Here is a 26093-nt window from a genome sequence, read left to right as displayed (position 1 = left end):
AGAAGGAAGGGCCGCATCATGCAGAGACCCGGCTTACCCGCACGCGCCTTCGGCCTCCTGGCCGCGACCGCCGCCGCCCTCGGGGCCTTCGTGGCCACCGGGACCGAGTCCTACGCCGCCCAGCCGGCCGCCCAGCCCGCCGCCCAGTCCGTGACACCCCCCGCCCCGCGCTCCTCCGTCGTCACCTGGGCCTCCAGCGCGTACCCGGCGGGAACCGCCGCCCAGGACCTGACCTACCGGTTCGTCGTCCACACCAGCGTCGGCGGCCGGGACCTGCGGATCCGGCTCTCCAACGCCTACGGCGACCAGCCGGTGACCTTCGGCCACGCCTACGCCGGTGTGCGCGAGTCCGGGGCGGCGGTCGTGCCCGGCAGCAACGGACGGCTGACCTTCCGCGGCGCGTCGTCGGTGACCGTACCGGTGGGCGGCGTCGTGTACAGCGATCCGCTGCCGGGCCGCGTCCAGCCCCAGTCCGACCTCGCCATCAGCCTCTACGTGCGCGGCGCGGGCACGCTCGCGACCGGCCACAAGGGGGCCCGCGCGACCCAGTACGTCGCACCGGCCGGTGACCACGCCGCGGAGGAGGGCGCCGCCGCCTACACCCAGCAGATCACCTCCTGGTACTACCTGGACGCCGCCGTCGTACGGCCCCCGCGCGGCACCGGCGCCGTCGTCGCCTTCGGCGACTCGATCACCGACGGCTCCGCCTCGACTCAGGACACCAACCGCCGCTGGCCGGACTTCCTCGCCCGACGGCTGCTCGCCGACCCCCGCTCCCGGCTCAAGGGCGTCGCCAACGAAGGAATCTCCGGCAACAGGATCCTCGCCGACGGCTCGGCCGAGAGCGCGCTGAAGCGACTCGAGCGGGATGTGCTCTCCCAGGCCGGTGCGCGCACGGCGATCCTGCTGGAGGGCATCAACGACATCAAGGCCACGCCGGGCCCCACCGCCGACGACCTCATCGCCGGCTACCGGCAGATCATCGCGAGATCCCACGCGCGTGGCATGTGTGTGGTCGGGGCGACCGTCATGCCGTACGAGGGCTGGCGGGAGTACGAGACCGTCGACGAGACGGTCCGCCAACAGGTCAACGCCTTTATCCGCACCAGCGGCGAGTTCGACGCGGTCGTCGACTTTGACCAGGCCGTCCGGGACCCCGCGGCGCCCACCCGGATGCTCCCCGCCTACGACAGCGGCGACCACCTCCACCCCAATGACACCGGTATGCGCGTGATGAGCGACGCCATCCCCCTCCCCGCCCTCAACTGCGACCGCTGACCCCCGCCCCGCTCCACCCCGGGCCGTGGCCTCGCGGCACCGGCCCGGGGTGGGGTTCACCCTCGTCGGACAGGAGCTGAGATCTCCGGTCGGGGGGTGTGAGATCGCAATTGCGCTAAAGTAGAAGTGTGAAGTATCTGCCGGCCATCCTCAGCGAAGATCATCCGAGCCTCAGCGCCACCGAGCGCGCATACGCCACCATCAAGCGCCAGATCATCGAGCTCGAGCTGGAGCCCGGCGCTCATGTCACCAAGTCGACCCTCGCGCGCCGGGCCGGCGCCAGCACGATGCCCGCCCGGGAGGCGCTGACCCGGTTGCAGCGGGACGGTCTGGTGCAGGCGCTGCCCCGCTCGGGCTACCGCATCCTGCCGGTCACCCTCAAGGGGACCCGTGACCTCTGTGCCTTCCGTCGGCTGCTGGAGGTCGAGGCGGCGGGTCTCGCGGCGGAGCTCGGCTGCCCCGAGCGCGATCTCGCCCGGATGGAGGAGCTCCTGTCGGTCACGTACGAGACGGGGGACCCGGCCAGTCTCGACGCGTTCCTCCGCGCCAACCTCGAGTTCGACGCGATCATCGCCAACCGGTGCGGCAACGACATGCTGGCCCAGGCGGTCATCCGAGTCTTCGACGAGTTGGAGCGAGTCCTGCGGATCACGCTGAAGTCCCTGCCCTTCTCGGAGCCGGCCGCGCATCAGCGGCGGGAGATCCTCGAGGCCGTCCGGGACCGTGACCCGGCCGCCGCCCGTGCGGCCATGGGCGCCAGAACGCGGACCGCCCAGGAGCAGATCATCGACCAGCTCGTCTCCCATGCGTCGCTCGCCGAGGTCAGCATCAGCGTCACCTGATCCCGGAGGGCCGGGTTCCGTTTCGCGTTCCCCAGGGGTTGAAGTGGTTCTCCGGGCAGATGTAAGATCTCAGTATAGAGATCTAAGATCTTAGATGGGGATGGAATTCCAGACTCCCGCCCGCCGCCACATCGAGATGATCACTATGAACACCACAGCGCTCTGCCGGACCGACCGGACTTTCTCGCTGCCGCCTTCCGCCGCTGATGTGCCCGGGGTCCGGAGTGCCCTGGTGGAGACCCTCCTCGAATGGGGAATGCCGGCGGGAGGTGAGCTGGTCCACACCATCGGCCTCATCGCCTCGGAGCTGGTCACCAACGCCGTGAACCACGCCGGTGTGTTCACACCGAACATCGTCGTCACCCTCAGGCTCGGTGACGACGGAACGCTGGAACTCGGTGTCCGCGACAACTCGCGCGACGTTCCGAGGCCGACGGCCGCCTCCCCGGAGGCCACCCATGGCCGCGGAACGGCGATCGTCGACGCACTGCTCACCGAATTCGGCGGGGGTCTCACGGCCGAACGGCATCCCGATGGCAAGACCGTCTGGGCCCGGTTGCCCGGCGCACCACGATCCGTGAAGGGAACCCCTGATGAAGCTGGAACGTCTGCCGGCGCTCGAACTCGCCGACCGTGCCCGGACGGCGCCGCCGCACCATGTGGCCATGATCCCCTTCCGCGGTGTGCCGATGCTGCCCATGCCGGAACACGTCGTGGAGGCCGCGCGGACCGCCGCCGGTGAGGTGTTCCCCCGGAACAGCCGCGGTTCCGAAGAACTCCGCCAGGCGATCGCTTCGCGCCTGGAGGCCACGTACGGGCTCGCCGTGGACCCGGGGCGCGAACTGCTGATCACCCATGGCGCCCAGCACGGGATGAGCGTGGCGCTGAGGGCTCTGCTGTCGCCGGGCGACGACGTCCTGATCCCCGCTCCGAGCTATTTCTTCGACGGCATGATCCGCCTGGCGGGAGCCCGGCCGGTGTACGTACCGTCCGACGAGAGCCGCGGCTGGGACCATGTCCCGGCGGCCGTCGAGGCCGCGATCACTCCGGCCACCCGGGCACTGCTGATCTGCAACCCCAACAATCCGACCGGTCATGTGCCCAGCCGGGAGCGGCTTTGCCGGCTTCTGGACATCGCCGCGCGCCACGGTCTGATCGTCTTCTCCGACGAGTCCTACGAGCGCTATGTATGGGACGGGCCCGGCTATGTGCCGCAAATGCTGCTGCGCGATCACCATCCGGACCTGGTCACCGTCACCAGCCTCAGTAAGAACTACGCCTTCACCAGCTGGCGGGTCGGCTATGTGCACGCCCCCGCCCATCTGCTGAGGCCGATACACCATGCCTTCGAATGGGACGCCATCAACGTCGGCGACGTGGCCCAGGCCGCGGCGCATGCCGTCATGACCGGCCCGCAACACTGGATCGAACAAGAGTTCGCCACCATGCGGGCCAGGCGTGACATCCTCCGCGACGGGCTGGAGAGCGCCGGCCTCGCTTCGGTGCGCCCCGACGCCGGTGTTTTCGTCTTCGTCGACTGCGCCCCGCTCGGATTCCGCGGGCGCCGGCTGGAGCGGCTGCTGCTGGATCACGGCATGACGGCCATCGCGGGGGACGCCTTCGCGGGGCCGGATACGCATGTCCGCATGGTGTACGGGGGATCCGCCGCCGACCTCGAGGAAGTGGGGCGGCGGCTCGGGGAGTTGAGGCGGGGGAGTGGGGGCGGGGGCGGCGTGGCGCCCCGGCTGTCCGTCGCGGAGTAGCGGGAACGGAAGCCGACGCTCGCGGAACGTCGCGGTATCGCACGGGCGACAAAGAGATCCTACTAGTTCATTGCTGAGATCTCAGATCTGCCTTATGGTCATCGCAACTGCCGGAGGGGTGGCGCGAGAGAGCCCCTCCAGGGCCGCCATTCAAGGAGCCGAACATGTCAGGACCCGCTGTGACCGATCCCGACGGAAGCTGGCGCGTCGCCGCCGACATCGGCGGGACCTTCACCGATGTCATCGCCCTGGGCCCGGAAGGCCGGGTCGTCCCCGTGAAGGTCCTCTCCACACCGCCGGACTTCGGCAGCGGCGTCCTCGGCGGAACCCGGGCCGCGCTCTCCGCGGCGGACGCGCTTCCGCACCAGGTCACGGCGATGCTGCACGCCACCACGGTGGCCACCAACGCCATCCTGGAGATGCGGGGAGCACATACCGCCCTGGTGACCACGCGGGGATTCCGCGACGTACTGGAACTCGGACGCCTGCGCCGCCCCCTGCTGTACGACCTCTCCTGGCAGCGGCCGACCCCGCTCGTTCCCCGGCGCCACCGCTACGAGATCGACCAGCGCATCACCGCAGACGGCCACCTCGAACCCCCGGCGGACTCTGCCGAACTGGCGCGGGTGGCGGACGAGATCCGGGCCGCGGGCATCGAGGCGGTGGCGGTGTGTCTGATCAACTCCTATGTCCGTCCCGAGGAGGAGCGCCGAGTCGCCGCCGAGCTGCGGGCCCTCCTGCCCGGCACCTATGTGACCGCCTCCGTCGACATCACGCCGCAGATGCAGGAGTACGAGCGCACCAGTACCGCGGTCGTCAACAGCTATGTGGGGCCCCAGGTCCATGACTATGTCACGGCGCTCGGCGAGGGGCTGCGGAAGGCGGGCGTCTCCGCGCCCTTGATGATCATGCAGTCCAGCGGTGGCCTCCTCGACGCACCCTCGGTGGTGGGGCGCCCGGTACAGATCATCGAGTCGGGGCCCGCCGCCGGCGTCATCGCCGTACGGAAACTCTCCCAGCTCATGGGGATCGACTCGGTGGTCGCCTTCGACATGGGCGGCACCACGGCCAAGGCCTCCCTCATCGAGCACGGGGAGCCGTTCGTCGCCGGTGACTACGAGGTCGGCGGGGGCATGAACATCACCCGGGGCATGGGCAAGGGGGCGGGATACGCGCTGCGCGTGCCCTCCATCGACATCGCCGAAGTGGGCGCGGGCGGCGGCAGCGTCATCTCCACCGACGTCGCCGGATCCCTGCGGGTCGGACCGGAGAGCGCCGGCTCCCGGCCCGGTCCCGCCTGCTACGGCAACGGAGGGACCAGCCCCACGCTGACCGATGCCAACGTGGTCCTGGGCTACCTCAGCCCGCGGGCACTGGCCGGCGGACGCGTGGCCATCAAACCGGACCTCGCCCGGCGGGCCATCGCCCCGGTGGCCAAGGACCTCGGCGTCGACATCCCGGCGGCCGCGCGCGGGGCCTACGAGGTCGCCGTGTCCAGCATGACCAAGGCCGTCAAGGCCGTCACCAGCGAACGCGGCCGCGATCCGCGGGAGGCGGTCATGGTGGCCTTCGGCGGTGCCGGGCCCCTCTATGGCGCGGCCATCGCCCGGGAGCTCGGCATCGACACCGTCATCGTCCCCGTGCACACCGGGCTGTTCAGCAGTCTGGGGCTCCTCGTCGCCGACACCGAACGGCAGGCGGTGGTGCCCCACCGGGCGGACCTCGACGCGCTCGACCTGCTCGGCGCGGAGTTCGACCGCATGGCCAAGGAGGTCACCGAGGCCCTGCGGGAGGCCGCCCCCTCGGTACACACCGAGGTACAGCGGGTCTTCGACATGCGCTACCGCGGTCAGCGGTTCGAGCTGTCCGTCACCGTCCCCGACGGGACGCTGGACTCCGGCCTGATGGCCTCCGTACGGCAGCGGTTCCACGCCGAGCACCACCGCACCTACGGCCGCGCCGGCACCGACGAGCTCGTGGAGATCGTCAACCTCCGCGTCCGGGGGCGGGTGCGCAACGCCGTCGGCGTCGAGCGGCTGCTGAGCCTGCCGCCGTCGGCGCCCCGGGCCGAAACGACCTCGGCGCCCCGGGCCGAAACGACCCGGGAGTGCCGGTTCGACCGGACCGAGCCGACCCCGGTCATTCCCCGCGCCGCACTGTCGCCGGAGCCCCGGCAAGGCCCCCTCGTCATCGAGGACATGGACTCCACCACCCTCGTACCGCCGGCGGCCACCGCCCACCGCGACCGCTTCAACAACATCGTCATCAGCTGGACGACCGCAGCCCCGGAGGCAGCCTCATGAGCCCGCGCCCGATCAGCGACGCCGCCACGTTCGAGGTCTACCGGAACGCGGTGACCGGACTCGCGGACGAAATGGCGATCACCATTCTGCGCACCGCGCACTCCCAGATCGTCGCCTCCAGCATGGACTTCTCGGCCGCGCTGTGCGACGCCTCGGGACGGGTGATCGCGCAGGCCAACACCTGTCCGGTGCACCTCGGCTCCATTCCCGAAGCCATGAGCGCCGTGCTCGCGGCCTTCGGCGACTCCGTCCGCCCGGGCGACGTCTATCTGCTCAACGATCCCGACCTGGGCGGTATGCATCTGCCCGACATCTTCGCGATCGCCCCGGTGTTCACCTCCGGCCAGCAGCTGCTCGGCTACTCGGTCACCGTCGTCAACCACGTGGACGTGGGAGGCTGGGCCGCGGGATCCATGGCGGTGCAGTCCACCAGCATCTTCGCGGAAGGCGTGCAGATACCGCCGTCCCGGCTGTACGACGCGGGCACGCTCAACGAGACCTTCCTCGCGCTCATCCTCCGCAACGTACGGGAGCCGGAGCTGCTCCGTGGCGATCTGGAAGCACAGCTCGCCGCGTGTCACGCGGGCGGGGAGGGGCTGAGGGAACTGGCCGAACGCCATGGCACCGACGGGCTGGCCGCGCTCAACGAGGAACTCCTCGCCTACTCCGAGACCCTGCTGCGCGCGGCGCTCGCCGAGGCGCCCGACGGTGCCTACGCGTTCGAGGACTTCATCGACGACGACGGCATGGGTTCGCCGCCCATCCCCTTCCGCGTCACCGTCACCATCACTGGCGACACCCTGCACGTGGACTTCACCGGGTCCTCCCCCCAGGTCGCCTCGGCCCTCAACGCCACCGCGTCCTTCACCCGGTCCGCCTCCTACGCGGCCATCCAGGGCGCCCTGGGATCCGACATCCCGGCCAACAGCGGCTTCTACCGGCCCCTCACCTTCACCATCCCCGAGGCCTCCATCCTCAACGGCCGAAGGCCCTCGGCCCGTGGCGCCCGGGGGCTGGTCGCCTACCGCATCATCGACACCGTCCTCGGCGCGCTGGCTCCTGTCTTCCCCGACCGGGTCCCGGCCGCGGGCGACGGCGGTCCGGACTCCGTGGCCATCGGCATCACCGGGGAGAACGGAACCACCAACGTCCTGTGGGACATCCTGTGCGGGGCCTGGGGAGCCCGTCCCGATCGCGACGGTGTGGACGGTGTCAGCCCGCTCGGCGCCAACCTGGCCAACGTACCGGTGGAGGAACTCGAACAGTCCGGCCATGTGCGCATCGACGGCTACGGCTACCTGCCCGACACCGGCGGCCCCGGCCGGTGGCGCGGCGGCCTGTCGACCTTCCGCGACATGACGGTGCTCGCCCCCGCGGTGTCCGTACAGATCCGCTCCGACCGGCGCACCCACCTGCCCTACGGCCTCGACGGGGGAGCCCAGGGCACGCCGTCGTCCAACATCCTCAACCCCGGCACCCCGCTGGAGCAGATACTCCCCGCCAAGGTCGTCCAACTCCTCGCCGCCGGCGAACGCCACCGGCACGTCACCGCCGGGGGCGGCGGCCACGGGGACCCCTTCACCCGGGATCCCGACCGTGTCCTGCAAGACGTACTGGACGGGAAGGTCACCGCCTCCGGCGCGATCCGCGACTACGGAGTCGTCGTCACCCCGGACGGCGCGGTCGACACGGCGGCGACACGGCGGCGGCGCGCCGCCGGGCGCCACTAACCCCGTCCCCGTCCCCGTCCCCAACTCACCATTCCCACCCCCCACCTCACCATCCTCGGACCCCGCTCACCGAGAGGACCCCGTCATGGCCGAGGTCACCGCCCCGACAACGACAGACGATGGCATGCGTCGTGTATGGCGCAAAGTAGGCATCCGCATCATCCCGCTCATCGGCCTCGCCTACGTGATGAGCTACATCGACCGTGCCAATCTCGGCTATGTGGCGCAGTCGCTCAACAAGAGCCTCGGCATCACCGCCGGACAGCTGGGCCTGGCCTCCGGCCTGTTCTTCATCGGCTACATCCTCGTGGAAATCCCCAGCAATATGATGCTGCGCCGGTTCGGAGCGCGGAAATGGATCACCCGGATCCTGGTCTCCTGGGGCCTCGTCACCATGGGAACCGCGGCCGTGCAGAGCGTCGCCCAGCTCTACGTCATGCGAATCCTGCTCGGTTTCGCGGAGGCCGGGCTGGCCGCCGGAATCCTGCTGTACATGACCTTCTGGTTCCCCAGGAGACAGCGGACATGGGCCATGTCGATCTTCTTCATCATGATTCCGCTGTCCGGCATCATCGGATCGCCACTCGCCGCGGCCATGCTGTCCTGGGGTGAACAGCTCACCGGGTACGCCGGGTGGCGGTCGTTGTTCTTCACCGAGGGCCTCTTCACCGTCCTGTCCGGAACCCTGATCTACGGCCTGCTGCCGGACCGGCCCGCCGACGCGAAGTGGCTGACACCCCAGGAGAAGGACGCCATCCAGCACCGACTCACCCTCGAAACCGCCCAGCAGAACGCACATGGCGCGCTCACCGGGATGCGTCAGGCGCTTTCCAGCGGACGCGTGTGGATGCTGGCCTTCGCCTTCTTCGCCATCGTCTTCGGCCTGTACCCCATCGCGTTCTTCCTGCCGACGATGATCTCCACGCTCACCGGGAACGCGTCCACCATCTCGGATGTCGGCAGCGTGCTGCTCGCCGGTATCCCCTCGGCCATCGCCATCGTCGCCATGCTCGCCTGGGCCAAGGTGGCGGCGCGCCGGTCCGTGGTGTTCTCCACGGCGGTACCCCTGGCGTTCGGTGCGGTGGGCCTGCTGCTGGCCACCTTCACCCACAACGACGTCCTGTTCATCGGGGCGTTCTGCGTCAGCGTCTCCGGCGTCTTCACCGCCATGCCGCAGTTCTGGCGACTGCCGCCGCTGTGTCTGACCGGTGCCGCCGCGGCCTCGGGCATCGCGCTGATCAACTCGGTGAGCAACGTCAGCGGCTTCATCGGCCCCTATATGACGGGCGCCATCGCGGACGCGACCGGCGACTTCACGTACGCCCTCCTGGCCATCGCCCTCATGCTCGCCGCCGGATTGGTGATCCTGCTGACGGCCGGGCGAAAGGCGGAACAGTCAACCGCCCAGGATCCACTGCCCCAGCGCCACGACTCGGAGAAGATCGGGTGACCGGCCGCACCGACACCGCACTCATCATCGGTGATATGCAGACGGGCATCCTGGCCAGCTATCCGTTCAGCCGAGCGCCCGTGCCTCCCATGCGGGAGTCGGTACGCGCCGCTCGCGCGCACGGCTTCCTCGTCGTCCTCGTGCGCACGGAGCTGCGGGCGTCGGGAGCCGATGTCTCCGAGAACAACACCCTGTTCACCGCGTTTCACCAGGCCGGCTCCCTGTTTCATGAGGGATCCGGGGAGACGGACATCATTCCGCAACTGGCACCGCGACCGGAGGACGTCGTCATCACCAAGCGCCGCACCAGCGCGTTCGCCGGAACGGAACTCGACCTGGTGCTGCGCGCCCACCATGTCGAGTCGATCGCGCTGACAGGCGTGGCGACCAGCGCGATGGTCGCGGGAACGCTCTACGACGCCCTGGACCGCGACTACCGGGCCACCGTCCTGAGCGACGCCTGCGCGGACGCCGAGGCGGACGTCCATGACTTCTTCATGGAGCGGGTCTTCCCCGCACGCGGCGCGCGGGTCATGACAGTGGAGTCCTGGCTCGGAGGACTGTGAGGATCCGCCCCAGGACGCCGGGGGCCTCGCCCCCGGCGTCCTGGACGACGAGTGGTTACGACACGACGGCGCCACCGGCGGGCTGCTCGTCGCTCTCCGGCTCCTGTGGCGGATGGCTGAGCTGTTCGCGCACGTAGTTCCAGGCCACCGCGATCAGCGCGGCCACCGGTACGGCGAGCAGACTGCCCACGATCCCGGCCAGACTGCTGCCCAGTGTCACCGCCAGCAGGACGACCGCCGCGTGCAGGCCGAGTCCACGGCTCTGGATCATCGGCTGGAACACATTGCCCTCGAGCTGCTGCACCACGATGATGATCGCCAGCGCGATCAGCGCGTCCGTCGGACCGTTGAACACCAGCGCGATGAGCACCGCGACCACACCCGCGAACAAGGCCCCCACGACGGGAATGAACGCGGAGATGAAGGTCAGGACCGCAAGCGGCAGCACCAGCGGTACTCCCAGAGCCCACAGCCCGAGCCCGATGAGGATGGCGTCGAGCAGGCCGACCAGCGCCTGGGAACGCACGAAGGCCCCGAGGGTGTCCCAACTGCGCGCGGCCACGGCGGGGATGTCGATGGCGAGGCGGCCGGGGAGCTGACCGGCGAGCCACGGCAGGAACCGCGGGCCGTCCTTGAGGAAGAAGAACATCAAGAAGAGCGCCAGGACGGCGGTGATCACACCGTCGACCACGGTGCTCACTCCCGCGACGACAGCGCTGACCAAGCTGCCCGCACTGCTCTGCAACCGGGCGGCCGCGCCGTCGGTGGCCTGCGCGATCTGGGCATCGTCGATGTTCAGCGGCGGCCCGGCGGCCCACTCACGCACCCGCTCGATGCCTTCGGTCACCCCGTCGGCCAGTTCACCGGACTGGGACGCCACGGGCACCGCGATCAGCGCCACGATGCCCGTGGCGACCAGGAGGAACAGCAGGGTCACGACCGAGGCGGCCAGCGCGGGAGGCCACCCCCACCCGCGCAGAAGGCGGGCCAGGGGCCAGGTCAGCGTCGTGAGGAGCAGACCGACGACGAGCGGCCAGATGACCGACCACATCTGGCCCAGGGCCCATAGGACCGCCGCGGCCATGACGAGGATCAAAAGCAATTCGAGGGAGATACGCGACGATTCGCGGAGCGCGGCGCGGGTTTTCGTGGAACTCAACGTGCGTGGCATGGGGCCACCCGTACCTCATCAGGGCTTCCCGGCGCTGCCTTTCAGGAACACCCTAGCCAAACTCCCAGTGCGATCACCGGGGTTGGGGGCGGGAGGGCGAGGGATCCCGTGCGGGGCGCGGGTGAGAGCCGGGCTGGGCGGGCGTCCGGCCGGTGCCACGTCGGCCGACGCGGGTGGGCCGGCCGAGGACGACTCCGGCCAGTACCAGAACCAGTCCGCACAGTTGCTGACCGGTCAGCACCTCCGTGGCGACCGTTGTGCCGAGCAGCACGCCCGTGACGGGGTTGAGCAGCCCGATCAGACCCACGGTCCCCGCGGGCAGATGCCGCAGCCCGGTGAACCAGGCGGTGAAGGCCAGCGCGGTGGCGGCCAGGGAGACATAGCCGAAGGCCACGAGCGCCGGTGTGGAGAGTGCGGGCGGAGGTCCCTCCACCACCGCGGCGGCCGGAAGCAGGAACAGCCCTCCGGCGGTCAGCTGCCAGGCGGTCGAGGCGAGCACATCGGTCTGGGCGCTCCACCGCTTGGTCAGGATGTGGCCGAAGGACGACACCAGCATGGCGGCTGCCGAAGCGAGAACCCCCGGCACGCTCACCCCCTCCGCTCCCGTGAGCAGCATGAGGCACACCCCGGCGAGCCCGACCACGGCACCGGACAGATGGGCGGTGCGGGGCCGTTCGGACACCAGGGGCCAGGCGATGAGCGTCATCGTCAGCGGGGACACCGCCATGACGGTCGCCGCGACGCTCGTCGGCAGCAGCTGGGAGGCGACGTAGACGAGGACGAAGAACACGCTCACGTTGAGCGATCCCAGGACCGCCGACCGCCACCACCACGCACCGTGCGGCCGACGCCACCGGCACAACGCCAGCAGGACGAGCCCCGCGGGCAGCGCCCGCAGAGCGGCCCCGTACAGCGGGCTCCCGGCGGGGAGGAACTCGTGCGTGACGAAGTAGTTGGCTCCCCACGCCACCGGCGCGACCGCGGTCAGCGCCACCCAACGCGCATTAGCTTCCATGGAAGACAAATATAGCTTCCCGGGAAGCTATATTTGTCTTCCATGGAACATCGGCAACCGCTGGACCGCGTGGCCCGCATCCAGGCCGACTGGCGCCGCGAACGGCCCGACGTCGACACCTCTCCGCAGGGAGTGATCGGCCGGCTGCACCGCCTGGCCGGTCAGCTCACCGAAGAACTCTGCCGCGTATACGGCCGCTACGACCTCACCGAGGGGGAGTTCGACGTCCTGTGCGCACTGCGCCGCGCTGGCGAACCCTATGAACGCGCCCCTGGCGAGCTCGCCGCGCACACCATGGTCACCACCGGCGCGATGACCAAGAGAATCGACCGCCTCGAACGAGCCGGACTCGTCACCCGCCGCCGCTCGGACGACGATCAGCGCGGCCGGATCGTCGCCCTCACCGAACCCGGACGCGAACTGATCGACCGGGCGTTCACCGACCATATGCGCAACGAACACCACCTGCTGAACCTGCTGACGCCCGCCGAGGCCGAGACGCTCGAAGCGCTGCTCACGACCTGGCTCTCCCGCCTGGAAGACCCGCGTCCTCCCCGCCACGAGTGACCCGCCCCGCGCGGACCCGCACAGCCGCCTGCTCGACTCCGGCCTCAGTACGGGCGTCCCGTAGCCCGCCTGATACCCACTTCACGACGACGGAGCCCGGAACCGTCCTCTCTGGAGGCGGCCACTGGCCCAACCTATGGGCTCGGATCCGCTGGGATGCGCCGCCGGGCCAGCGGATACTGGGGCGCATGCGTATCGACTTCGAGCCCGAGACCATGGGGACCACCCCCTTCTACAAGCTGCTGACCTCGGTCATCGTGCCCCGGCCGATCGCCTGGGTGTCGACCGTCGGCCAGGACGGTGCCGCGAACCTCGCCCCGCACTCCTTCTTCACCGTCGCGGCCGTGGCTCCGCCCGTCGTGCAGTTCACCTCCGTGGGGCGTAAGGATTCGCTGCGGAATGTCGAGGACACCGGGGAGTTCGTGGTGAACCTCGCTCCCGAGGGGCTGTTCGAGCAGGTCAACGCGACCGCGACGGACTTTCCGCACGGGGTGAGCGAGTTCGAGGCGGTGGGGGTGGAGCAGGAGGCCAGCTTGCGGGTGAAGCCGCCTCGGGTGGCGGGGTCGCCGGTGGCGTTGGAGTGTGTGGTGCACAGCACGATGGGGCTCGGGAACTCGACGGTGGTCTTCGGACGGGTGGTGCACGCCGCGATCGACGACGCGGTGATGGTCGACGGGCATGCCGAGGTCACCAGGCTGCGGCCGCTGTCCCGGCTGGGGAAGAACGAATGGGGCACGGTCGGTGAGGTGCTGGATCTGGCCCGGATCCGGTACGCGGACTGGGAGGGCCGGGGGCCGGAGCAGGTGTGAGGGTCGCGGGCATGGGAAGCGGGCCGTAGGAAGGGGGCGTGGTGGTGGAGAGCGTGGTGTTCGACATCGGCTCGACCCTCGTCCGTGAGGACCGCTACTGGGGTTCCTGGGCCGACTGGCTCGGGGTGCCCCGGCACACCCTGTCCGCGCTGGTGGGGGCCGTCGTCGCGCAGGGACGGGACGACGGGGACGCGATCCGGCTGCTGCGGCCCGGCGTGGACATCGACGCCGAGCGGCGGGCGCGGGAGGCGGCGGGGCGGGGGGAGTGGCTGGACGAGTCCGATCTGTACCCGGACGTACGGTCCGCGCTCGGCGCGCTGCGGGAGTCCGGGCTGCGGGTGGTCCTGGCCGGGAACCAGTCGCTGCGGATGGGGGAGCTGCTGCGGGGAATGCAGCTTCCGGTCGACGCCGTGGCGACGTCCAGTGGCTGGGGGGTCGTCAAGCCCGATCCGGAGTTCTTCCGGCGGGTGCTGGAGCTCGGCGGTGCCGCGCCGGGGGACACGGTGTACGTGGGCGACTACCCGGCCTTCGACATCCGGCCGGCCAAGGCCGCCGGGCTGCGGGCCGCGCATATCCGCCGGGGGCCGTGGGCGTATCTGTGGAGCGATACGGCCGACGCGGCGATGGCGGACTGGCGGATCGACTCGTTGGGCGAACTGGTGGAGATCGTCACCGGGCCGTCGGGGGCATGGTCCCCGTAAGGCCGCAGTTCAGGGCAGGGGTGTGCGCTGGGTGAGGAATTCACACCCGGTGTGATGCGAGTGCTTGCATATATCTACCGCACACCCTTCCCCGCCGCCCGGCATGGCGCTTGACTCGTGCCATGCCGCTCAGGGGCGCCAGACCTGGGCGAAGGGGCCGCCGGACTCCTCCCTCCTCGGCCGGCGGCCCATCTCCCTGCCTGTCCGGCGGATGTACGAGCGGATGTCTGGGCGGATATCCACTCGGATATCCGAGGAGTGCGTCAGCCTGCCGACTCGGCCGCGTGCGCGCTCAGCACACTGAAGCCGACGAGCGCGAAGAGCGCGATGCCCAGCAGGATCCGGTAGATCACAAACGGCATAAAGCTCTTGCTCGAAATGAATTTCATAAACCACGCGATCACCACATAGCCGACAACGAAGGCGATGACCGTCGCGAAGATCGTCGGGCCCCACTCCGTATGGCCCTCGGAGGCGTCCTTCAGCTCGAAGGCGCCCGAGGCCAGCACCGCCGGCACCGCGAGCAGGAAGGAGTAGCGGGCCGCGGCCTCGCGGGTGTAGCCCATCAGCAGTCCGCCGCTGATCGTGGCGCCCGACCGGGAGACGCCCGGCACCAGCGCCATCGCCTGGCAGACCCCGAATATGAGCCCGTCCCGGATGCTCAGCTCCTGGAGCGTCTTGCGCTGGTTGGCGACGCGATGGCGGCCGCCCGTCTCATCGCGGGCCGCACGCCGGTCCGCGAAGCCCAGCACGACGCCCATGACCACGAGGGTCGTGGCTATGAGCCGCAGATCGCGGAACGGACCCTCGATCGCGTCCTGGAGGGTGAGCCCGAGCACACCGATGGGCAGCGAGCCGACGATCACCAGCCAGCCCATCTGGGCGTCGTGGTTGCCGCGCCACTCCTTGCTGAAGAGCGAGCGGAACCAGGCCGACACGATGTTGACGATGTCCTTGCGGAAGTAGATGAGCACCGCGAGCTCCGTGCCGATCTGGGTGATCGCGGTGAAGGCGGGCCCAGGGTCGTTCCAGCCGGCGAACGCGGCCGTGAGCCGCAGATGGGCGCTGGAGGAGATCGGAAGAAACTCAGTCAACCCCTGGACCAGCCCGAGGATGAATGATTCAAACCACGACATTGAGTCTTCGCTATCCAAGGCTGATCGTGCGCTGCTCGGTCCCTGGTCTCAGATGTCCAGGCATGACCGATTCAGGCGGGGCGGTCAGTGGGAAGCCGACCGTCGAGGATCAACGGCCGGTTGTGGGGGCAGCGTAGCGTCCCCGGGTGCGCGGCCCATCAAGGGCCTGGTCAGACCATCGGTTCAGCGCTTTGACCTCGGGTACTCGGCAGTCGCCGCCCGGCCGCGGGCGTGTGGTGAGGACCAGCCGTGGACAGCCGTGGACAGCCATGGACAGCCGAGGAGCCGAACCGTATGACCGCGATCGGGCACGACGGAGGGCAGGGCGGCCGACGGGACGGGGCCGGGGGCGGCGCCGGGAACGGGCCGGGCAGGACGATCACCACCGACGTCCCGGCACGGCTGGACCGGCTGCCGTGGTCACGCTGGCACTGGATGATCGTGATCGGTCTCGGCACCGTATGGATCCTGGACGGTCTCGAGGTGACCGTCGTCGGCAATATCGCCAGCCGTCTCTCCGAGCCCGGCAGCGGGCTGCCCATCACCGACGCGCAGGTCACCGGGGTGGCGGCGGCCCTCTATGTGGCCGGGGCCTGCACCGGGGCGCTGGTCTTCGGCTGGCTCACCGACCGCTACGGCCGCAAGAAGCTCTTCCTCATCACGCTCGGGGTCTATCTGGCCGCCACCGCGCTCACCGCCATCTCCTTCTCCGCCTGGTGGTTCTTCCTCTTCCGCTTCCTCACCGGCTTCGGCATCGGCGGGGAGTACGCGGCCATCAACTCCGCGATCGACGAGCTGATCCCCAGCAAGTACCGGGGCCGCGTCGACCTGGTCATCAACGGGAGCTTCTGGCTCGGCGCGATGGGCGGCTCGCTGCTCTCCGTGCTGATGCTCAACACCAACTTCTTCGCGCTGAACGTCGGCTGGCGGCTCACCTTCGCCCTCGGCGTCGTCCTCGGCCTGGCCATCCTGCTGGTCCGGCGGAACGTCCCGGAAAGCCCGCGCTGGATGTTCATCCACGGCCGGGCGGAGGGCGCCGAGGAACTGGTGGCGGCGGCCGAACGGCGGATCGAGGACGAGACCGGGCGGCGCCTCCCCGAGCCGGACCAGGCCATCACCATCCGCACGCGGAAGAGCACCGGTTTCATCGAGATCGCCCGGACGCTCTTCCGGGCGTACCCCCGGCGCGCGTTCCTGGGGCTGGCCCTCTTCATCGGGCAGGCGTTCCTCTACAACGCCATCACCTTCGGCTTCGGCTCGATCCTGGTGAAGTTCTTCGGCGTGCCCAGCGGCGACACCGGCTACTACTTCACGGTCATCGCCTTCGGCAACTTCCTCGGGCCATTGCTGCTGAGCAGGCTCTTCGACACGGTCGGCCGCCGGCCGATGATCTCGGGGACGTACGTCCTCTCCGGTGTGCTGCTGTTCATCACCGCCTGGATGTTCGGCAACGGCTGGCTCAACGCCACCACGATGACCGCCTGCTGGTGTGCGGTCCTCTTCTTCGCCTCGGCCGGTGCGAGCTCGGCGTATCTGACGGTCAGCGAGGTCTTCCCGATGGAGACGCGCGCCCTGGCCATCGCCTTCTTCTACGCCATCGGCACGGCGGCCGGGGGCATCAGCGGTCCGCTGATCTTCTCGGATCTGACGGCGAGCGGAGTCGTCGCCGACACCGCGCTGGCCTTCTCCATCGGGGCGTCGCTCATGGTCGCGGCCGGGCTGGCCGCCGTCTTCCTCGCGATTCCGGCGGAACGGCGCCCGTTGGAGGACATCGCCGAGCCGCTGTCCGCACGCGCCGCGGCCACGTCGGCCTCCGCCCCCGGACCGGCCGGCGGCTGACGGGCCCCGCGGCTGACGGACGCCCCGTCGGCGGCTGACGGACCCGGTCCTCGTCAGCCTCGCGGGGCCGCCTGTCAGCCCCGCGGCGCCATCTCGTCCGCCGCCGTGTCCTCCACAGGTCGTACGGGCCGCACGGGCCGGATACGGCCGCGTTTGCGCCAGGCCACCAGCGCCCCCGCGACGGCGGGCACCGTGATGAAGGCCAGCGCGAGGAGGAAGACGGGCGAGGTGGGGGTGGTGGCGCGGCTGCCCGCGACCACGTACGCGGCGGTGTTCGGCACACTGCCCACCCCGGTGGCCAGCAGGAACGACGGCCAGCTCATCCGGGAGACGGCCGCGCAGTAGTTGGCGGCGGCGAACGGTACGCCCGGGAACAGCCGGATCGCCAGCATCGACCGGAACCCGTGGTGGCTCAACTGCCGGTCCGCCGCCAAGAGCCAGCGCCCCCGCAGTAGCGGCCGCAGCGCGTCCTGCCCCAGCAGCCGCCCGAGGCCGAAGGCGATCCCGGCGCCGATCACCGTGCCGCCGATGGCCGTGGCCAGCCCGTACTGGATGCCGAAGAGCGCACCGGCCGCCAGGTTCAGCAGCGGCCGGGGCACCAGCGCGGCGGTGCCCACCCCGTACGCGGCGGTGAACAGCACCACGGCCGTCCCGCCCGACAACTCCGGCCAGCCACCGTGGGTCAGCAGCCGCTGCGGCTGCCACAGCCAGACCGCGATCGCGGAACCGGTGAGCAGCGCGGCGAGCAACCCCAGCCGCGACCACGGCGAGAGGAGCACGGCGCGGGCGCGGCGCGTGGCCGGTTTCGCGGGCGGCGGGGCGATATCGAGCATCGGTGGAGCGTAACCGACCCGGCCCGGTGGACGCCGCGATGTCGTCGGGTTGTCGTCCGATTGTCGGCAGACCGTCGACAGACGGTTCCGAACCCGGTCGGCAGATGGTTCCGAACCCCGTTGAGAGACGTTCCGAACCCGGTCGGCAGCGGTTCCGAACCACCCGAACCACCCGCCCCACCCACCCCACACGCATCCAAACGCACCGAAAACCATTCGACGCGGACCGAACAGTGCGCGAAGATCACAGCATGTTCCGGCTCGCCTTCCTCACGCCGACGTCCGCGGTCGCGGACGCGCCGAAGGCTGCCGTCCCCTCTCCCGCTCCGGCCGCGGTCGCCGCCCTCACCACGGACCCGCCCGCCGCCGCTCCCGCCGCCTGCCTCGACGGCGCCCGAAGCTGACCCTCCTCGGACAACTCCGACGGATCCCCCAGGGGGAGGGTCGGCGAGGTTCTGGGGTCCGCGCTTCCCACCCCCGCTGACGAGGAGAGACCGTCGCATGTCCAAGCAGACCTATGTGCGCACCAAGCCGCATCTGAACATCGGCACCATGGGCCATGTCGACCACGGCAAGACCACGCTGACCGCCGCCATCACCAAGGTGCTGAGCGAGCGCGGCACCGGCGGCGCCTATGTGCCGGCGGACCGCATCGACCGGGCGCCGGAGGAGGCCGCGCGCGGCATCACCATCAACATCGCGCATGTCGAGTACGAGACCGACACCCGGCACTACGCGCATGTCGACATGCCCGGCCACGCCGACTTCATCAAGAACATGGTCACCGGCGCCGCCCAGATCGACGGGGCGATCCTGGTGGTCTCCGCGCTCGACGGTGTGATGCCGCAGACCGCCGAGCATGTGCTGCTGGCCCGCCAGGTCGGCGTCGACCACATCGTGGTGGCCCTCAACAAGGCCGACGCGGGCGACCCCGAGCTCACCGACCTCGTCGAGCTCGAGGTGCGCGAGCTGCTCTCCGCGCACGGCTACCCCGGCGACACCACGCCCGTCGTACGGGTCTCCGGGCTGCGGGCGCTGGAGGGCGACCCGCGCTGGACCGGGGCGATCGAGGCGCTGCTGGACGCGGTGGACATCTACGTACCGACGCCGGTGCGCCACACCGGGGCGCCGTTCCTGCTGCCGGTGGAGAACGTGCTGACCATCACCGGCCGCGGCACGGTCGTCACCGGCGCCATCGAGCGCGGCACGGTACGGGTCGGTGACCGGGTCGAGGTGCCCGGCACCGATGTGGCCACGGTGGTCACCGGCGTGGAGACCTTCGGCAAGTCCATGGAGTCGGCCGAGGCGGGCGACAATGTGGCGCTGCTGCTGCGCGGAGTGGCGCGGGACGCGGTGCGCCGCGGCCATGTGGTGGCCGCGCCCGGCAGCCTCGTACCGCGGCGGCGCTTCACCGCGCGGGTGTACGTCCTGTCGGCGGCCGAGGGCGGTCGGCGGACACCGGTGTCCACCGGCTACCGCCCGCAGTTCTACCTCCGTACGGCCGATGTGGTCGGCGCCGTGGACCTCGGGGCCACCGCGGTGGCGCGCCCCGGTGACACGGTCACCATGACGGTCGAGCTCGGCCGTGCCGTACCGCTGGAGCCGGGCCTCGGCTTCGCGATCCGCGAGGGCGGCCGCACGGTGGGCGCGGGCACGGTGACCACCGTGCTGCCGTAAGCCATCACCGGCCCCGCTCGTCCGCCTTCCCCGTGTGGGTGGGGGGGCGGGCGAGCGGAGGCCACGGCCTGCGCGCGACGGCACAATGAACGGCACAATGAGAGGGTGAACGAGAGGGTGAACGAGCCGATACCCGTGAGCCGTGCCGTGGACGGCGGCACCGCCAAGCTGATGCCGGACCTGGACCGCCCGCGCGCCTGGCTGCTCACGGTGGACGGCGCCCCGCAGTCGTACGTCGACCTGGACGATCCGGGCCATCTCGAATTCGAGTACGCGCGGCGGATCGCCCATGTCCTGGACGCGGCCGCCGATCCCGGCGCCCCGCTCGACGTACTGCACCTGGGCGGTGGGGCGCTGACGCTGCCTCGCTATCTGGCCGCCACCCGCCCCGGCTCCCACCAGGTGGTGATCGAGGCCGACCGGGGGCTGCTGGAGCTGGTCGCCGAGCACCTTCCGCTGCCGTCCGGGGCGGGGATCACGGTGCGGCCGGAGGACGCCAGGACGGCGCTGGAGGCCGCGCCCGAGGGGTCCGCCGATGTCATCGTGGCCGATGTCTTCGGCGGTTCGCGGGTGCCCGCGCATCTGACCTCCGTCGAGTACGCCCGCGCCGCGGCCCGCGCGCTGCGGCCGGGCGGGTGGTACGCGGCGAATCTGGCCGACGGGGCGCCGTTCGCCTTCCTCCGCTCCCAACTGGCCACCTACCGCACCGCGTTCGCCCATCTCGCCCTGATCGCGGAGCCGTCGGTGCTGCGCGGCCGCCGGTTCGGCAACGCCGTGCTGGTGGCCTCCCAGGCCGAACCGCCGGTCGCCGTGCTGGCCCGCCGCACCGCGGCCGACGCCTTCCCGGCCAGGGTCGAGTACGGGGAGGCGCTGGAGCGGTTCATGGGCGGCGCGGCGCCGGTGCGGGACGAGGACGCCACGCCCTCGCCCGAGCCGCCGGACGGGGCGTTCAGCGTGGGCTGACCGGCTCCGAGGCGGTGTCCGGGGCGGTGTCCGTGGCGGCGGCCGGTCCGCCCTCGGCGACGGGCTCGGTCTCGCGCCGGCGCAGCCGCCGTACGTCCGGGACCGTCAGCACCGCCAGCGTCAGCGCCAGGATCAGCGCCGAGCAGCCCCACAGCGAGCCCGCCCGGCCGAACGCCTCCTCGGCCGGGCCCGCGAGCGCCGTGGCCAGCGGCACCATGGCGACCGAGCCGAACCAGTCGTACGCCGAGACCCGCGACAGCTTGTCCTCGGGGATCTCCTGGTGCAGCGCGGTCATCCAGGACACCCCGAACACCTCGACCGACACCCCGACCAGGAACATCACCACGGCCAGCGGCACGACCGGCACCGGGACGGCGAGCGCGGCCGACGGCAGGGCGAGCGGCAGTACGCACAGGGAGCCCGCGAGCAGCATCCGGCGCGGCCGCCAGCGCACCATCAGCAGACCGCCCAGGACGGTGCCCGCGCCGAACGCCGCGAGCGCCAGCCCCCAGGGGCGCGCCCCGCCCAGATGGTCCTCGGCCACCAGCGGGCCATACACCGCCTCCGCCGCTCCCACCACCGCGTTGACGACGGAGAACTGGACGACGATCGACCACAGCCAGGGCCGTCCGACGAATTCGCGCCAACCTTCGCGCAGATCCCGCAGTATGCCGCCGCCGGGCTCCCGCTGGGCGACGGCGCTGACGTCGAGGAGCGAGCGCAGGGCGCCCGCGACCGCGAACGCGGCGGCGTCGGCGGCCAGCACCCAGCCCGGGCCGACCACCGCGACCAGTGCGCCGCCGAGCGCGGCCCCGCCGATCTGCGCACCGTTCATGCCCACCCGGAACAGCGCGAAGGCGCGGGCGGCCTGTTCGCCGTTGACGCTGGAGAGCAGCATGCCCTCGGCGGCGGGGGAGAAGAACGCCTGCCCGGTGCCGCCGAGCGCGGACAGCACCGCCATCTGCCACAGCCGTGCCTCGCCGGACAGGACGAGCACGGCGAATGCCGCCTGTGAGAGGCAGTTGAGGCTGTTGGCCGCGACCATCACCCGGTGGCGGGGCAGCCGGTCCGCCACCGCGCCGCCGATCAGCAGGAAGACGACCAGCGGAAGGGTGCGGGCCGCCGCCACCAGCCCGACGTCGCCGCCGTCCCCGCCCGCCTCCAGCACCGCGAACGCCGCCGCGATGAGGGCTCCGGCGTTCCCGAGGCCCGTCACCACGGCGGCGGTGGTCAGCAGTGTGTAGTTGCGGCCGGCCCACGCGGGGCGGCGCGGTCGGAGGCGCGGGGCCGGAGGAGTCGTCACATCCGGACTATCCCTGGGGGCGGGCCCCGGCGTCCAACCGAATTCCGGCCGCCATGGCCGGAGCGGTCAGCGGGTCAGGAGACCTCCGACTTCACCGGCCGCAGCGAACTCATGATCTTCTTGATGGTGGAGTCCGGGACCTCTTCCTTGGTGCCCTTGACCGAGTACAGGACCCAGGTGGCGAAGTCGCCGTTGGTGTCCGTGTAGGTCACGGTGACGGACTTGCCGTCGGTGGTGCACTTGTCGGTCTTCTTCACCCCGGTGACGGTGGCCGACGCGGTGTAGCCCTCGAGGCCGTGGGCGCTCTTGAACTTCTTGGCGTCGGTGACCTTGCGGGTCCCGGTCTGCTTCTGGTCGAAGGCGGCGAAGACCCAGTTCTCGGCCTCGATCTTGGCGGCCGACGCCTCGCTCTTGGCGCCCTGGGCGCCCTTCGAGCCCGCCCCGGCGGCGTGGCTCTTGTCGACGTAGCCGTCCTTGTCCTTGACCGAGCAGTAGTCCTTCTTGTACCGCGCCGGAGCGGACATGACCACGAGCGGCTTGCCCTTGTCGTCCTCGAAACCGGTGCTCAGGCCCGGCGATTCGATCGTCCAGTCCGGGGGGACGTCGAAGGCGTTGTGCCGCTTGGGGCTGACCACCGGCTTCCAGCCGGGTATGACCGCCTTGACGTCGGTGGTGTCACCGCCGGCGCGCGGGTTGTCCGCACCGCCGCCGCCCGGGTCCTCGGTCGGCTCCTCGGAGGCCGGGGCCGAGGTGGAGGCGGGCGTCTTGTCCTTCCCCTTCGACTCGTCACCGCCGCCGCTGTCGCCCTTGCCCAGGACCAGCACACCGGTGATGGCCGCGGCCGCGACGACCGCGATGGCCGCGACGATGGCGATGGTGGTCGTGCGCTTCTTGTTGTCGCGCGGCGGCCGCGGTGCGCCGGGCGGGCCGGACGGAGTGCCCCACTGCTGGCCGGGCGGATCCTGCGGCGGGCCGAAACCGGGCTGCTGCTGCCCCGGCTGCCCCGGCTGGCCGGGCGGCACCGGCTGCTGCTGGGGCGGCTGCTGATAGGGATTCGGCTGTTGGTATCCCGGCTGCTGATACGGGTTGGGCTGGTTGTATCCCGGCTGCTGGTACCCCGGTTGCTGATAGGGGTTCTGGTCGTGCGGGTTGTTCTGCTCGCCCCCGGGCGGCTGCTGTCCTGGCCACATGGCCAGTAACGATAGAGGGGGCCGACGACACCTGCTACGGCTGCCCCTTGAACTGCCCCTTTCCCCGCTTGCTACTGGGTGGTAACTTCCGGGGCATGTCAGAAACCCTGCCTTCCGTCGGCGAGATGCTCACCGCCACCGTGCCCATGGTGCGCACCCTGAACCTGGAGTTCCGCGAGGCGTCGCCCGAGCGCGCGGTGCTGTGCCTGCCCGATCAGCCCGACTTCCACAACCATGTCGGCGGCCCCCACGCGGGCGCGATGTTCACCCTGGCGGAGTCGGCGAGCGGCGCCATCGTGCTGGCGGCGTTCGGCGATCAGCTCGGCCGTGCCGTACCGCTGGCCGTGCGCGCCGAGATCGACTACAAGAAGCTCGCCAAGGGGCCCGTCACCGCGACCGCCACCCTCGGCCGGTCCGCCGCCGAGGTGGTCGCCGAGCTGGACGCGGGGGAGCGGCCTGAATTCCCGGTGAACGTCGCGATCACACGCGAGGACGGTGAGGTTACGGGCGAAATGTCCATCGTGTGGACCCTGCGCCCCCAGTCCTGAGCCCGACCTCCCCAGCCCGAGTCCGGCCCCGAGTCCGGCCCCGAGTCCGGCCCCGACTCGTCCTCCCTTCGCCGGAGCCGACGCGAGCCGGAGCACGACTTGGGGATGATGGCGACCGCGCGCCGATTGAGTAGGCTTCCCGGCGTGCGCCGCGTCCCTGGTCCGGCGCACGCCGGGAAGCGGTCGCCACATGGGGAGGAACCGGCGTTGCATATCGAGGAATGGCTCGAGACCGTGCCCGCGGTCAGCGTGTATCTGCTCGTGGGTATCGTCATCGGCCTGGAGAGCCTGGGAATTCCGCTCCCTGGCGAGATCGTCCTCGTCAGCGCGACGCTGCTGGCGGCCTCCCAGGACCACATCAACCCCTACATCCTGGGGACGTGCGCCGTCGCGGGCGCGGTGATCGGCGACTCCATCGGCTATCTCATCGGCCGCAAGGGCGGACAGCCGCTGCTCGCCTGGCTGGGCCGTAAATTCCCCAAGCACTTCAGCGCCGAGCACGTGGCCACCGCCGAGCGCTCCTTCCAGAAGTGGGGGATGTGGGCGGTCTTCGTCGGCCGGTTCATCGCGCTGCTGCGCATCTTCGCCGGGCCGCTCGCGGGCGTGCTGCGCATGCCGTACTGGAAGTTCCTCATCGCCAATGTGCTCGGCGGCATCGTCTGGGCCGGTGGCACCACCGCGGTCATCTACTCCCTGGGCAAGGTCGCGGAGGACTGGCTGAAGCGCTTCTCCTGGCTCGGGCTCGTGCTGGCCCTGCTCTTCGGCCTCGGCTCGATGCTGGTCATGAAGTGGCGCTCCAAGAAGGCCAAGGCCGCGGCGGTCACGGCGGCCGATCCCGAGACCGCGGAGCCGGAGCCGGTCCCGGCCGGGGACTAAGCGGCCTCATTGAAGTGCGGTGCGGTTCGGGTGCGCCCCGAAGGGGCGCGGGGCTGTGTCGATATGCGGCTCCGCCGCGCGGGCGCGACCAGCCACGACGGCGCCGCGGACGATCGACGACAGGTCAGGGCACTTCCCGCGGAGCGCTTAGGGCTCTGCCGGAGCCATCGGCCGGGGCACGGGACGCGAAGGGGAACGACCAGGTGGGAGAGACGGTGCGCGCCTTGATCTTCGGCATCGGCGGGAAGGAGCCACAGATCGCCCCCGACACATTCGTGGCCCCCACGTCGGTGGTGATCGGCGATGTCGTGCTGGCGGCGGGATCCAGCGTCTGGTACCAGGCGGTGCTGCGGGGTGACGGCGGCCCCATCGTCCTCGGCGCGGACAGCAACATTCAGGACAACTGCACGGTGCATGTCGACCCCGGATTCCCGGTCTCCATCGGCGAGCGGGTCTCGGTCGGGCACAACGCGGTCGTGCACGGCTGTACGGTCGAGGACGAGGTGCTGATCGGCATGGGGGCGACGGTCCTCAACGGCGCCCGGATCGGCGCGGGGTCCCTGGTCGCGGCCCAGGCCCTGGTGCCGCAGGGCATGGAGATACCGCCCGGTTCCCTGGTGGCCGGGGTGCCGGCGCGGGTGAAGCGCCCCCTGACCGACGAGGAACGGGAAGGCATCAGACTGAACGCCCAGGTGTACGCGGACCGGGCGAAGCAGTACCGGGAAGCGCTCAGCAGCGGCGAGTAGCCGGATGTGATCGGATGGTGGGCATGGACTGGGAAGCCTTTGCCGAGCGTATGGCCACCATGGCGAGGGATCTGCTGGCGCAGAACTCCGTGGAGGCCACGCTGGATCGGATCAGCGCCTGTGCGGTGGACATCGTGGAGGGCTGCGACGCGGCCGGCATCCTGGTGCTCCGCGGCAACCGAGTGGAGTCCCTCGCCCCCACCGAAGGGCTGGTGGTGCGGTCGGACCGGCTCCAGAGCCGGCTCCGCGAGGGGCCCTGCTTCGACGCCGCCCGTCGGCTGGACGGCGAGCGGGTGTTCCGGATCAAGGACTTCACCGAGCCCGAGGAGCGCTGGCCGGATTTCGTCAGCGAGGCCCGTGGACTCGGCATCGGCAGCATGATGGGGTTCCTGCTCTACACCGAGCAGGAGAACCTCGGCGCCCTGAACCTCTACTCACGGCGCCCCGCCGTCTTCACCAAGGCCAGCGAGACGGCCGGCTGGCTGCTCGCCTCGCATGCCGCGGTCGCCTTCTCCAGCGCCCGCACCGCCGATCAGCTCCAGCAGGCGATCCAGACCCGGCACACCATCGGGGAGGCCATGGGCATCCTCATGGAACGCCTGAAGATCACCGAGGACGACGCCTTCGCGCTGATCCGGCGGGTGTCCCAGGAGCGCAACGTCAAGCTGCGGGACATCGCCCGGCAGATCTGCGAGAGCGGGGGAATCGACGACTGAAGCGTCGGCCCGAACCGACGCGTCAGCCGAAGCGGCTCTTCCGGCCCGCGGTCTGGACCGGAAGGGCCTGG

The 26093-nt window shown here is 70.7% G+C and carries 24 protein-coding genes and 1 pseudogene; 19 read left to right on the top strand and 6 right to left on the bottom strand.

Annotation, left to right across the window (positions count from 1 at the left end; genetic code table 11):
* The first annotated feature begins 18 nt into the window (after nt 1–18).
* The 8 genes and pseudogenes from ACT2CW_RS07780 (at nt 19) to ACT2CW_RS07745 (ending at nt 9932) form a co-directional block, all read left to right on the top strand.
* Nucleotides 19–1278, top strand: coding sequence for an SGNH/GDSL hydrolase family protein (locus ACT2CW_RS07780; protein ID WP_445516015.1), 1260 nt, complete (start codon nt 19–21; stop codon nt 1276–1278).
* A 128-nt stretch (nt 1279–1406) separates the two neighbouring features.
* Nucleotides 1407–2120: a GntR family transcriptional regulator gene (locus ACT2CW_RS07775; protein ID WP_445516014.1), complete on the top strand. Its 714-nt coding sequence runs from the start codon at nt 1407–1409 to the stop codon at nt 2118–2120.
* A 94-nt stretch (nt 2121–2214) separates the two neighbouring features.
* Nucleotides 2215–2670, top strand: a pseudogene (locus ACT2CW_RS07770) (ATP-binding protein); the annotation flags it as partial.
* A gap of 43 nt (nt 2671–2713) precedes the next feature.
* Nucleotides 2714–3883 (top strand): pyridoxal phosphate-dependent aminotransferase, encoded by a 1170-nt coding sequence (locus tag ACT2CW_RS07765; RefSeq protein WP_445516013.1) that lies wholly within the window; start codon nt 2714–2716, stop codon nt 3881–3883.
* Between the two features lie 164 nt (nt 3884–4047).
* Nucleotides 4048–6186, top strand: a complete 2139-nt coding sequence (locus ACT2CW_RS07760) for a hydantoinase/oxoprolinase family protein (RefSeq protein WP_445516012.1) — start codon at nt 4048–4050, stop codon at nt 6184–6186.
* Nucleotides 6183–7916: a hydantoinase B/oxoprolinase family protein gene (locus ACT2CW_RS07755; RefSeq protein WP_445516011.1), complete on the top strand. Its 1734-nt coding sequence runs from the start codon at nt 6183–6185 to the stop codon at nt 7914–7916. Before ACT2CW_RS07760 ends, ACT2CW_RS07755 begins: the two co-directional genes overlap by 4 nt.
* A gap of 124 nt (nt 7917–8040) precedes the next feature.
* Nucleotides 8041–9366 (top strand): MFS transporter, encoded by a 1326-nt coding sequence (locus ACT2CW_RS07750; protein ID WP_445516010.1) that lies wholly within the window; start codon nt 8041–8043, stop codon nt 9364–9366.
* Nucleotides 9363–9932: a cysteine hydrolase family protein gene (locus ACT2CW_RS07745; protein ID WP_445516009.1), complete on the top strand. Its 570-nt coding sequence runs from the start codon at nt 9363–9365 to the stop codon at nt 9930–9932. Before ACT2CW_RS07750 ends, ACT2CW_RS07745 begins: the two co-directional genes overlap by 4 nt.
* 55 nt (nt 9933–9987) lie before the next feature.
* Here ACT2CW_RS07745 and ACT2CW_RS07740 read toward each other — a convergent pair whose 3' ends face one another.
* Together ACT2CW_RS07740 and ACT2CW_RS07735 are read right to left on the bottom strand one after the other, a co-directional pair.
* Complete coding sequence (locus ACT2CW_RS07740) at nt 9988–11103, bottom strand: AI-2E family transporter (protein WP_164431398.1); 1116 nt, start codon at nt 11101–11103, stop codon at nt 9988–9990.
* Between the two features lie 73 nt (nt 11104–11176).
* Nucleotides 11177–12118, bottom strand: coding sequence for an EamA family transporter (locus ACT2CW_RS07735; RefSeq protein ID WP_445516008.1), 942 nt, complete (start codon nt 12116–12118; stop codon nt 11177–11179).
* 42 nt (nt 12119–12160) lie between these two features.
* Between ACT2CW_RS07735 and ACT2CW_RS07730 the strand changes: the two genes are divergently transcribed.
* The 3 genes from ACT2CW_RS07730 (at nt 12161) to ACT2CW_RS07720 (ending at nt 14195) form a co-directional block, all read left to right on the top strand.
* On the top strand, nt 12161–12685 hold the full coding sequence (locus ACT2CW_RS07730; protein ID WP_445516007.1) for a MarR family winged helix-turn-helix transcriptional regulator: 525 nt from the start codon (nt 12161–12163) through the stop codon (nt 12683–12685).
* A 188-nt stretch (nt 12686–12873) separates the two neighbouring features.
* Nucleotides 12874–13494 (top strand): flavin reductase family protein, encoded by a 621-nt coding sequence (locus ACT2CW_RS07725; RefSeq protein WP_414083382.1) that lies wholly within the window; start codon nt 12874–12876, stop codon nt 13492–13494.
* 41 nt (nt 13495–13535) lie between these two features.
* Entirely contained in the window at nt 13536–14195 is a 660-nt protein-coding gene (locus ACT2CW_RS07720; protein WP_445516227.1) for an HAD family hydrolase, read from the top strand.
* A gap of 263 nt (nt 14196–14458) precedes the next feature.
* On the opposite strand, the gene ACT2CW_RS07715 is transcribed toward ACT2CW_RS07720, so the two are convergent.
* A complete protein-coding gene (locus ACT2CW_RS07715; RefSeq protein ID WP_164431385.1) occupies nt 14459–15331 on the bottom strand; it encodes an undecaprenyl-diphosphate phosphatase in 873 nt (290 codons plus the stop codon).
* 294 nt (nt 15332–15625) lie between these two features.
* On the opposite strand from ACT2CW_RS07715, the gene ACT2CW_RS07710 reads away from it, so the two are divergent.
* The gene (locus ACT2CW_RS07710) at nt 15626–17170 is read left to right on the top strand and encodes an MFS transporter (protein ID WP_445516006.1); all 1545 of its coding nucleotides are present in this window, start codon (nt 15626–15628) and stop codon (nt 17168–17170) included.
* 74 nt (nt 17171–17244) lie between these two features.
* Here ACT2CW_RS07710 and ACT2CW_RS07705 read toward each other — a convergent pair whose 3' ends face one another.
* Entirely contained in the window at nt 17245–18003 is a 759-nt protein-coding gene (locus ACT2CW_RS07705) for a TVP38/TMEM64 family protein (RefSeq protein WP_445516005.1), read from the bottom strand.
* 251 nt (nt 18004–18254) lie between these two features.
* Here ACT2CW_RS07705 and ACT2CW_RS07700 point away from each other — a divergent pair, with 251 nt between their 5' ends.
* The 3 genes from ACT2CW_RS07700 to ACT2CW_RS07690 all read left to right on the top strand — a co-directional run bounded on the left by ACT2CW_RS07700 (nt 18255) and on the right by ACT2CW_RS07690 (nt 20643).
* Complete coding sequence (locus ACT2CW_RS07700) at nt 18255–18407, top strand: hypothetical protein (protein ID WP_445516004.1); 153 nt, start codon at nt 18255–18257, stop codon at nt 18405–18407.
* 97 nt (nt 18408–18504) lie between these two features.
* Nucleotides 18505–19680: an elongation factor Tu gene (gene tuf, locus ACT2CW_RS07695; RefSeq protein ID WP_037953746.1), complete on the top strand. Its 1176-nt coding sequence runs from the start codon at nt 18505–18507 to the stop codon at nt 19678–19680.
* Between the two features lie 117 nt (nt 19681–19797).
* Nucleotides 19798–20643: a spermidine synthase gene (locus ACT2CW_RS07690; protein WP_445516226.1), complete on the top strand. Its 846-nt coding sequence runs from the start codon at nt 19798–19800 to the stop codon at nt 20641–20643.
* On the opposite strand, the gene ACT2CW_RS07685 is transcribed toward ACT2CW_RS07690, so the two are convergent.
* Both ACT2CW_RS07685 and ACT2CW_RS07680 read right to left on the bottom strand, forming a co-directional pair.
* Complete coding sequence (locus ACT2CW_RS07685) at nt 20630–21946, bottom strand: MFS transporter (RefSeq protein WP_445516003.1); 1317 nt, start codon at nt 21944–21946, stop codon at nt 20630–20632. The two genes, ACT2CW_RS07690 and ACT2CW_RS07685, sit on opposite strands and share 14 nt — an antisense overlap.
* Nucleotides 21947–22020: 74 nt before the next feature.
* Nucleotides 22021–23136, bottom strand: coding sequence for a hypothetical protein (locus ACT2CW_RS07680; RefSeq protein WP_445516002.1), 1116 nt, complete (start codon nt 23134–23136; stop codon nt 22021–22023).
* Nucleotides 23137–23231: 95 nt separating this feature from the next.
* On the opposite strand from ACT2CW_RS07680, the gene ACT2CW_RS07675 reads away from it, so the two are divergent.
* From ACT2CW_RS07675 to ACT2CW_RS07660, 4 genes are all read left to right on the top strand, one after another.
* Entirely contained in the window at nt 23232–23684 is a 453-nt protein-coding gene (locus ACT2CW_RS07675) for a DUF4442 domain-containing protein (protein ID WP_445516001.1), read from the top strand.
* A gap of 207 nt (nt 23685–23891) precedes the next feature.
* Entirely contained in the window at nt 23892–24560 is a 669-nt protein-coding gene (locus ACT2CW_RS07670) for a DedA family protein (RefSeq protein WP_164431373.1), read from the top strand.
* Nucleotides 24561–24775: 215 nt separating this feature from the next.
* Nucleotides 24776–25306 carry a gamma carbonic anhydrase family protein gene (locus ACT2CW_RS07665; protein ID WP_414083391.1) on the top strand — a complete coding sequence of 177 codons (531 nt, stop codon included), beginning with the start codon at nt 24776–24778 and terminating at the stop codon, nt 25304–25306.
* 23 nt (nt 25307–25329) lie between these two features.
* On the top strand, nt 25330–26022 hold the full coding sequence (locus tag ACT2CW_RS07660) for a GAF and ANTAR domain-containing protein (RefSeq protein ID WP_445516000.1): 693 nt from the start codon (nt 25330–25332) through the stop codon (nt 26020–26022).
* The last annotated feature ends 71 nt before the right edge of the window (nt 26023–26093 follow it).

It is taken from the genome of Streptomyces sp. NEAU-174 (assembly GCF_052665095.1).
The sequence above is the reverse complement of the archived record's forward strand: the minus strand, read 5'-3'. Positions and strand labels throughout refer to the sequence as shown.

Bases quoted from the DNA above. Each gene is read 5' to 3' on its own strand.
- ACT2CW_RS07780 (WP_445516015.1), top strand. From the start codon at position 19: ATGCAGAGACCCGGCTTACCCGCACGCGCCTTCGGCCTCCTGGCCGCG.
- ACT2CW_RS07765 (WP_445516013.1), top strand. From the start codon at position 2,714: ATGAAGCTGGAACGTCTGCCGGCGCTCGAACTCGCCGACCGTGCCCGG.
- ACT2CW_RS07760 (WP_445516012.1), top strand. From the start codon at position 4,048: ATGTCAGGACCCGCTGTGACCGATCCCGACGGAAGCTGGCGCGTCGCC.
- ACT2CW_RS07755 (WP_445516011.1), top strand. From the start codon at position 6,183: ATGAGCCCGCGCCCGATCAGCGACGCCGCCACGTTCGAGGTCTACCGG.
- ACT2CW_RS07750 (WP_445516010.1), top strand. From the start codon at position 8,041: ATGCGTCGTGTATGGCGCAAAGTAGGCATCCGCATCATCCCGCTCATC.
- ACT2CW_RS07740 (WP_164431398.1), bottom strand. From the start codon at position 11,103: ATGCCACGCACGTTGAGTTCCACGAAAACCCGCGCCGCGCTCCGCGAA.
- ACT2CW_RS07735 (WP_445516008.1), bottom strand. From the start codon at position 12,118: ATGGAAGCTAATGCGCGTTGGGTGGCGCTGACCGCGGTCGCGCCGGTG.
- ACT2CW_RS07730 (WP_445516007.1), top strand. From the start codon at position 12,161: ATGGAACATCGGCAACCGCTGGACCGCGTGGCCCGCATCCAGGCCGAC.
- ACT2CW_RS07725 (WP_414083382.1), top strand. From the start codon at position 12,874: ATGCGTATCGACTTCGAGCCCGAGACCATGGGGACCACCCCCTTCTAC.
- ACT2CW_RS07715 (WP_164431385.1), bottom strand. From the start codon at position 15,331: ATGTCGTGGTTTGAATCATTCATCCTCGGGCTGGTCCAGGGGTTGACT.
- ACT2CW_RS07710 (WP_445516006.1), top strand. From the start codon at position 15,626: ATGACCGCGATCGGGCACGACGGAGGGCAGGGCGGCCGACGGGACGGG.
- ACT2CW_RS07705 (WP_445516005.1), bottom strand. From the start codon at position 18,003: ATGCTCGATATCGCCCCGCCGCCCGCGAAACCGGCCACGCGCCGCGCC.
- ACT2CW_RS07700 (WP_445516004.1), top strand. From the start codon at position 18,255: ATGTTCCGGCTCGCCTTCCTCACGCCGACGTCCGCGGTCGCGGACGCG.
- tuf (WP_037953746.1), top strand. From the start codon at position 18,505: ATGTCCAAGCAGACCTATGTGCGCACCAAGCCGCATCTGAACATCGGC.
- ACT2CW_RS07680 (WP_445516002.1), bottom strand. From the start codon at position 23,136: ATGTGGCCAGGACAGCAGCCGCCCGGGGGCGAGCAGAACAACCCGCAC.
- ACT2CW_RS07675 (WP_445516001.1), top strand. From the start codon at position 23,232: ATGTCAGAAACCCTGCCTTCCGTCGGCGAGATGCTCACCGCCACCGTG.
- ACT2CW_RS07660 (WP_445516000.1), top strand. From the start codon at position 25,330: ATGGACTGGGAAGCCTTTGCCGAGCGTATGGCCACCATGGCGAGGGAT.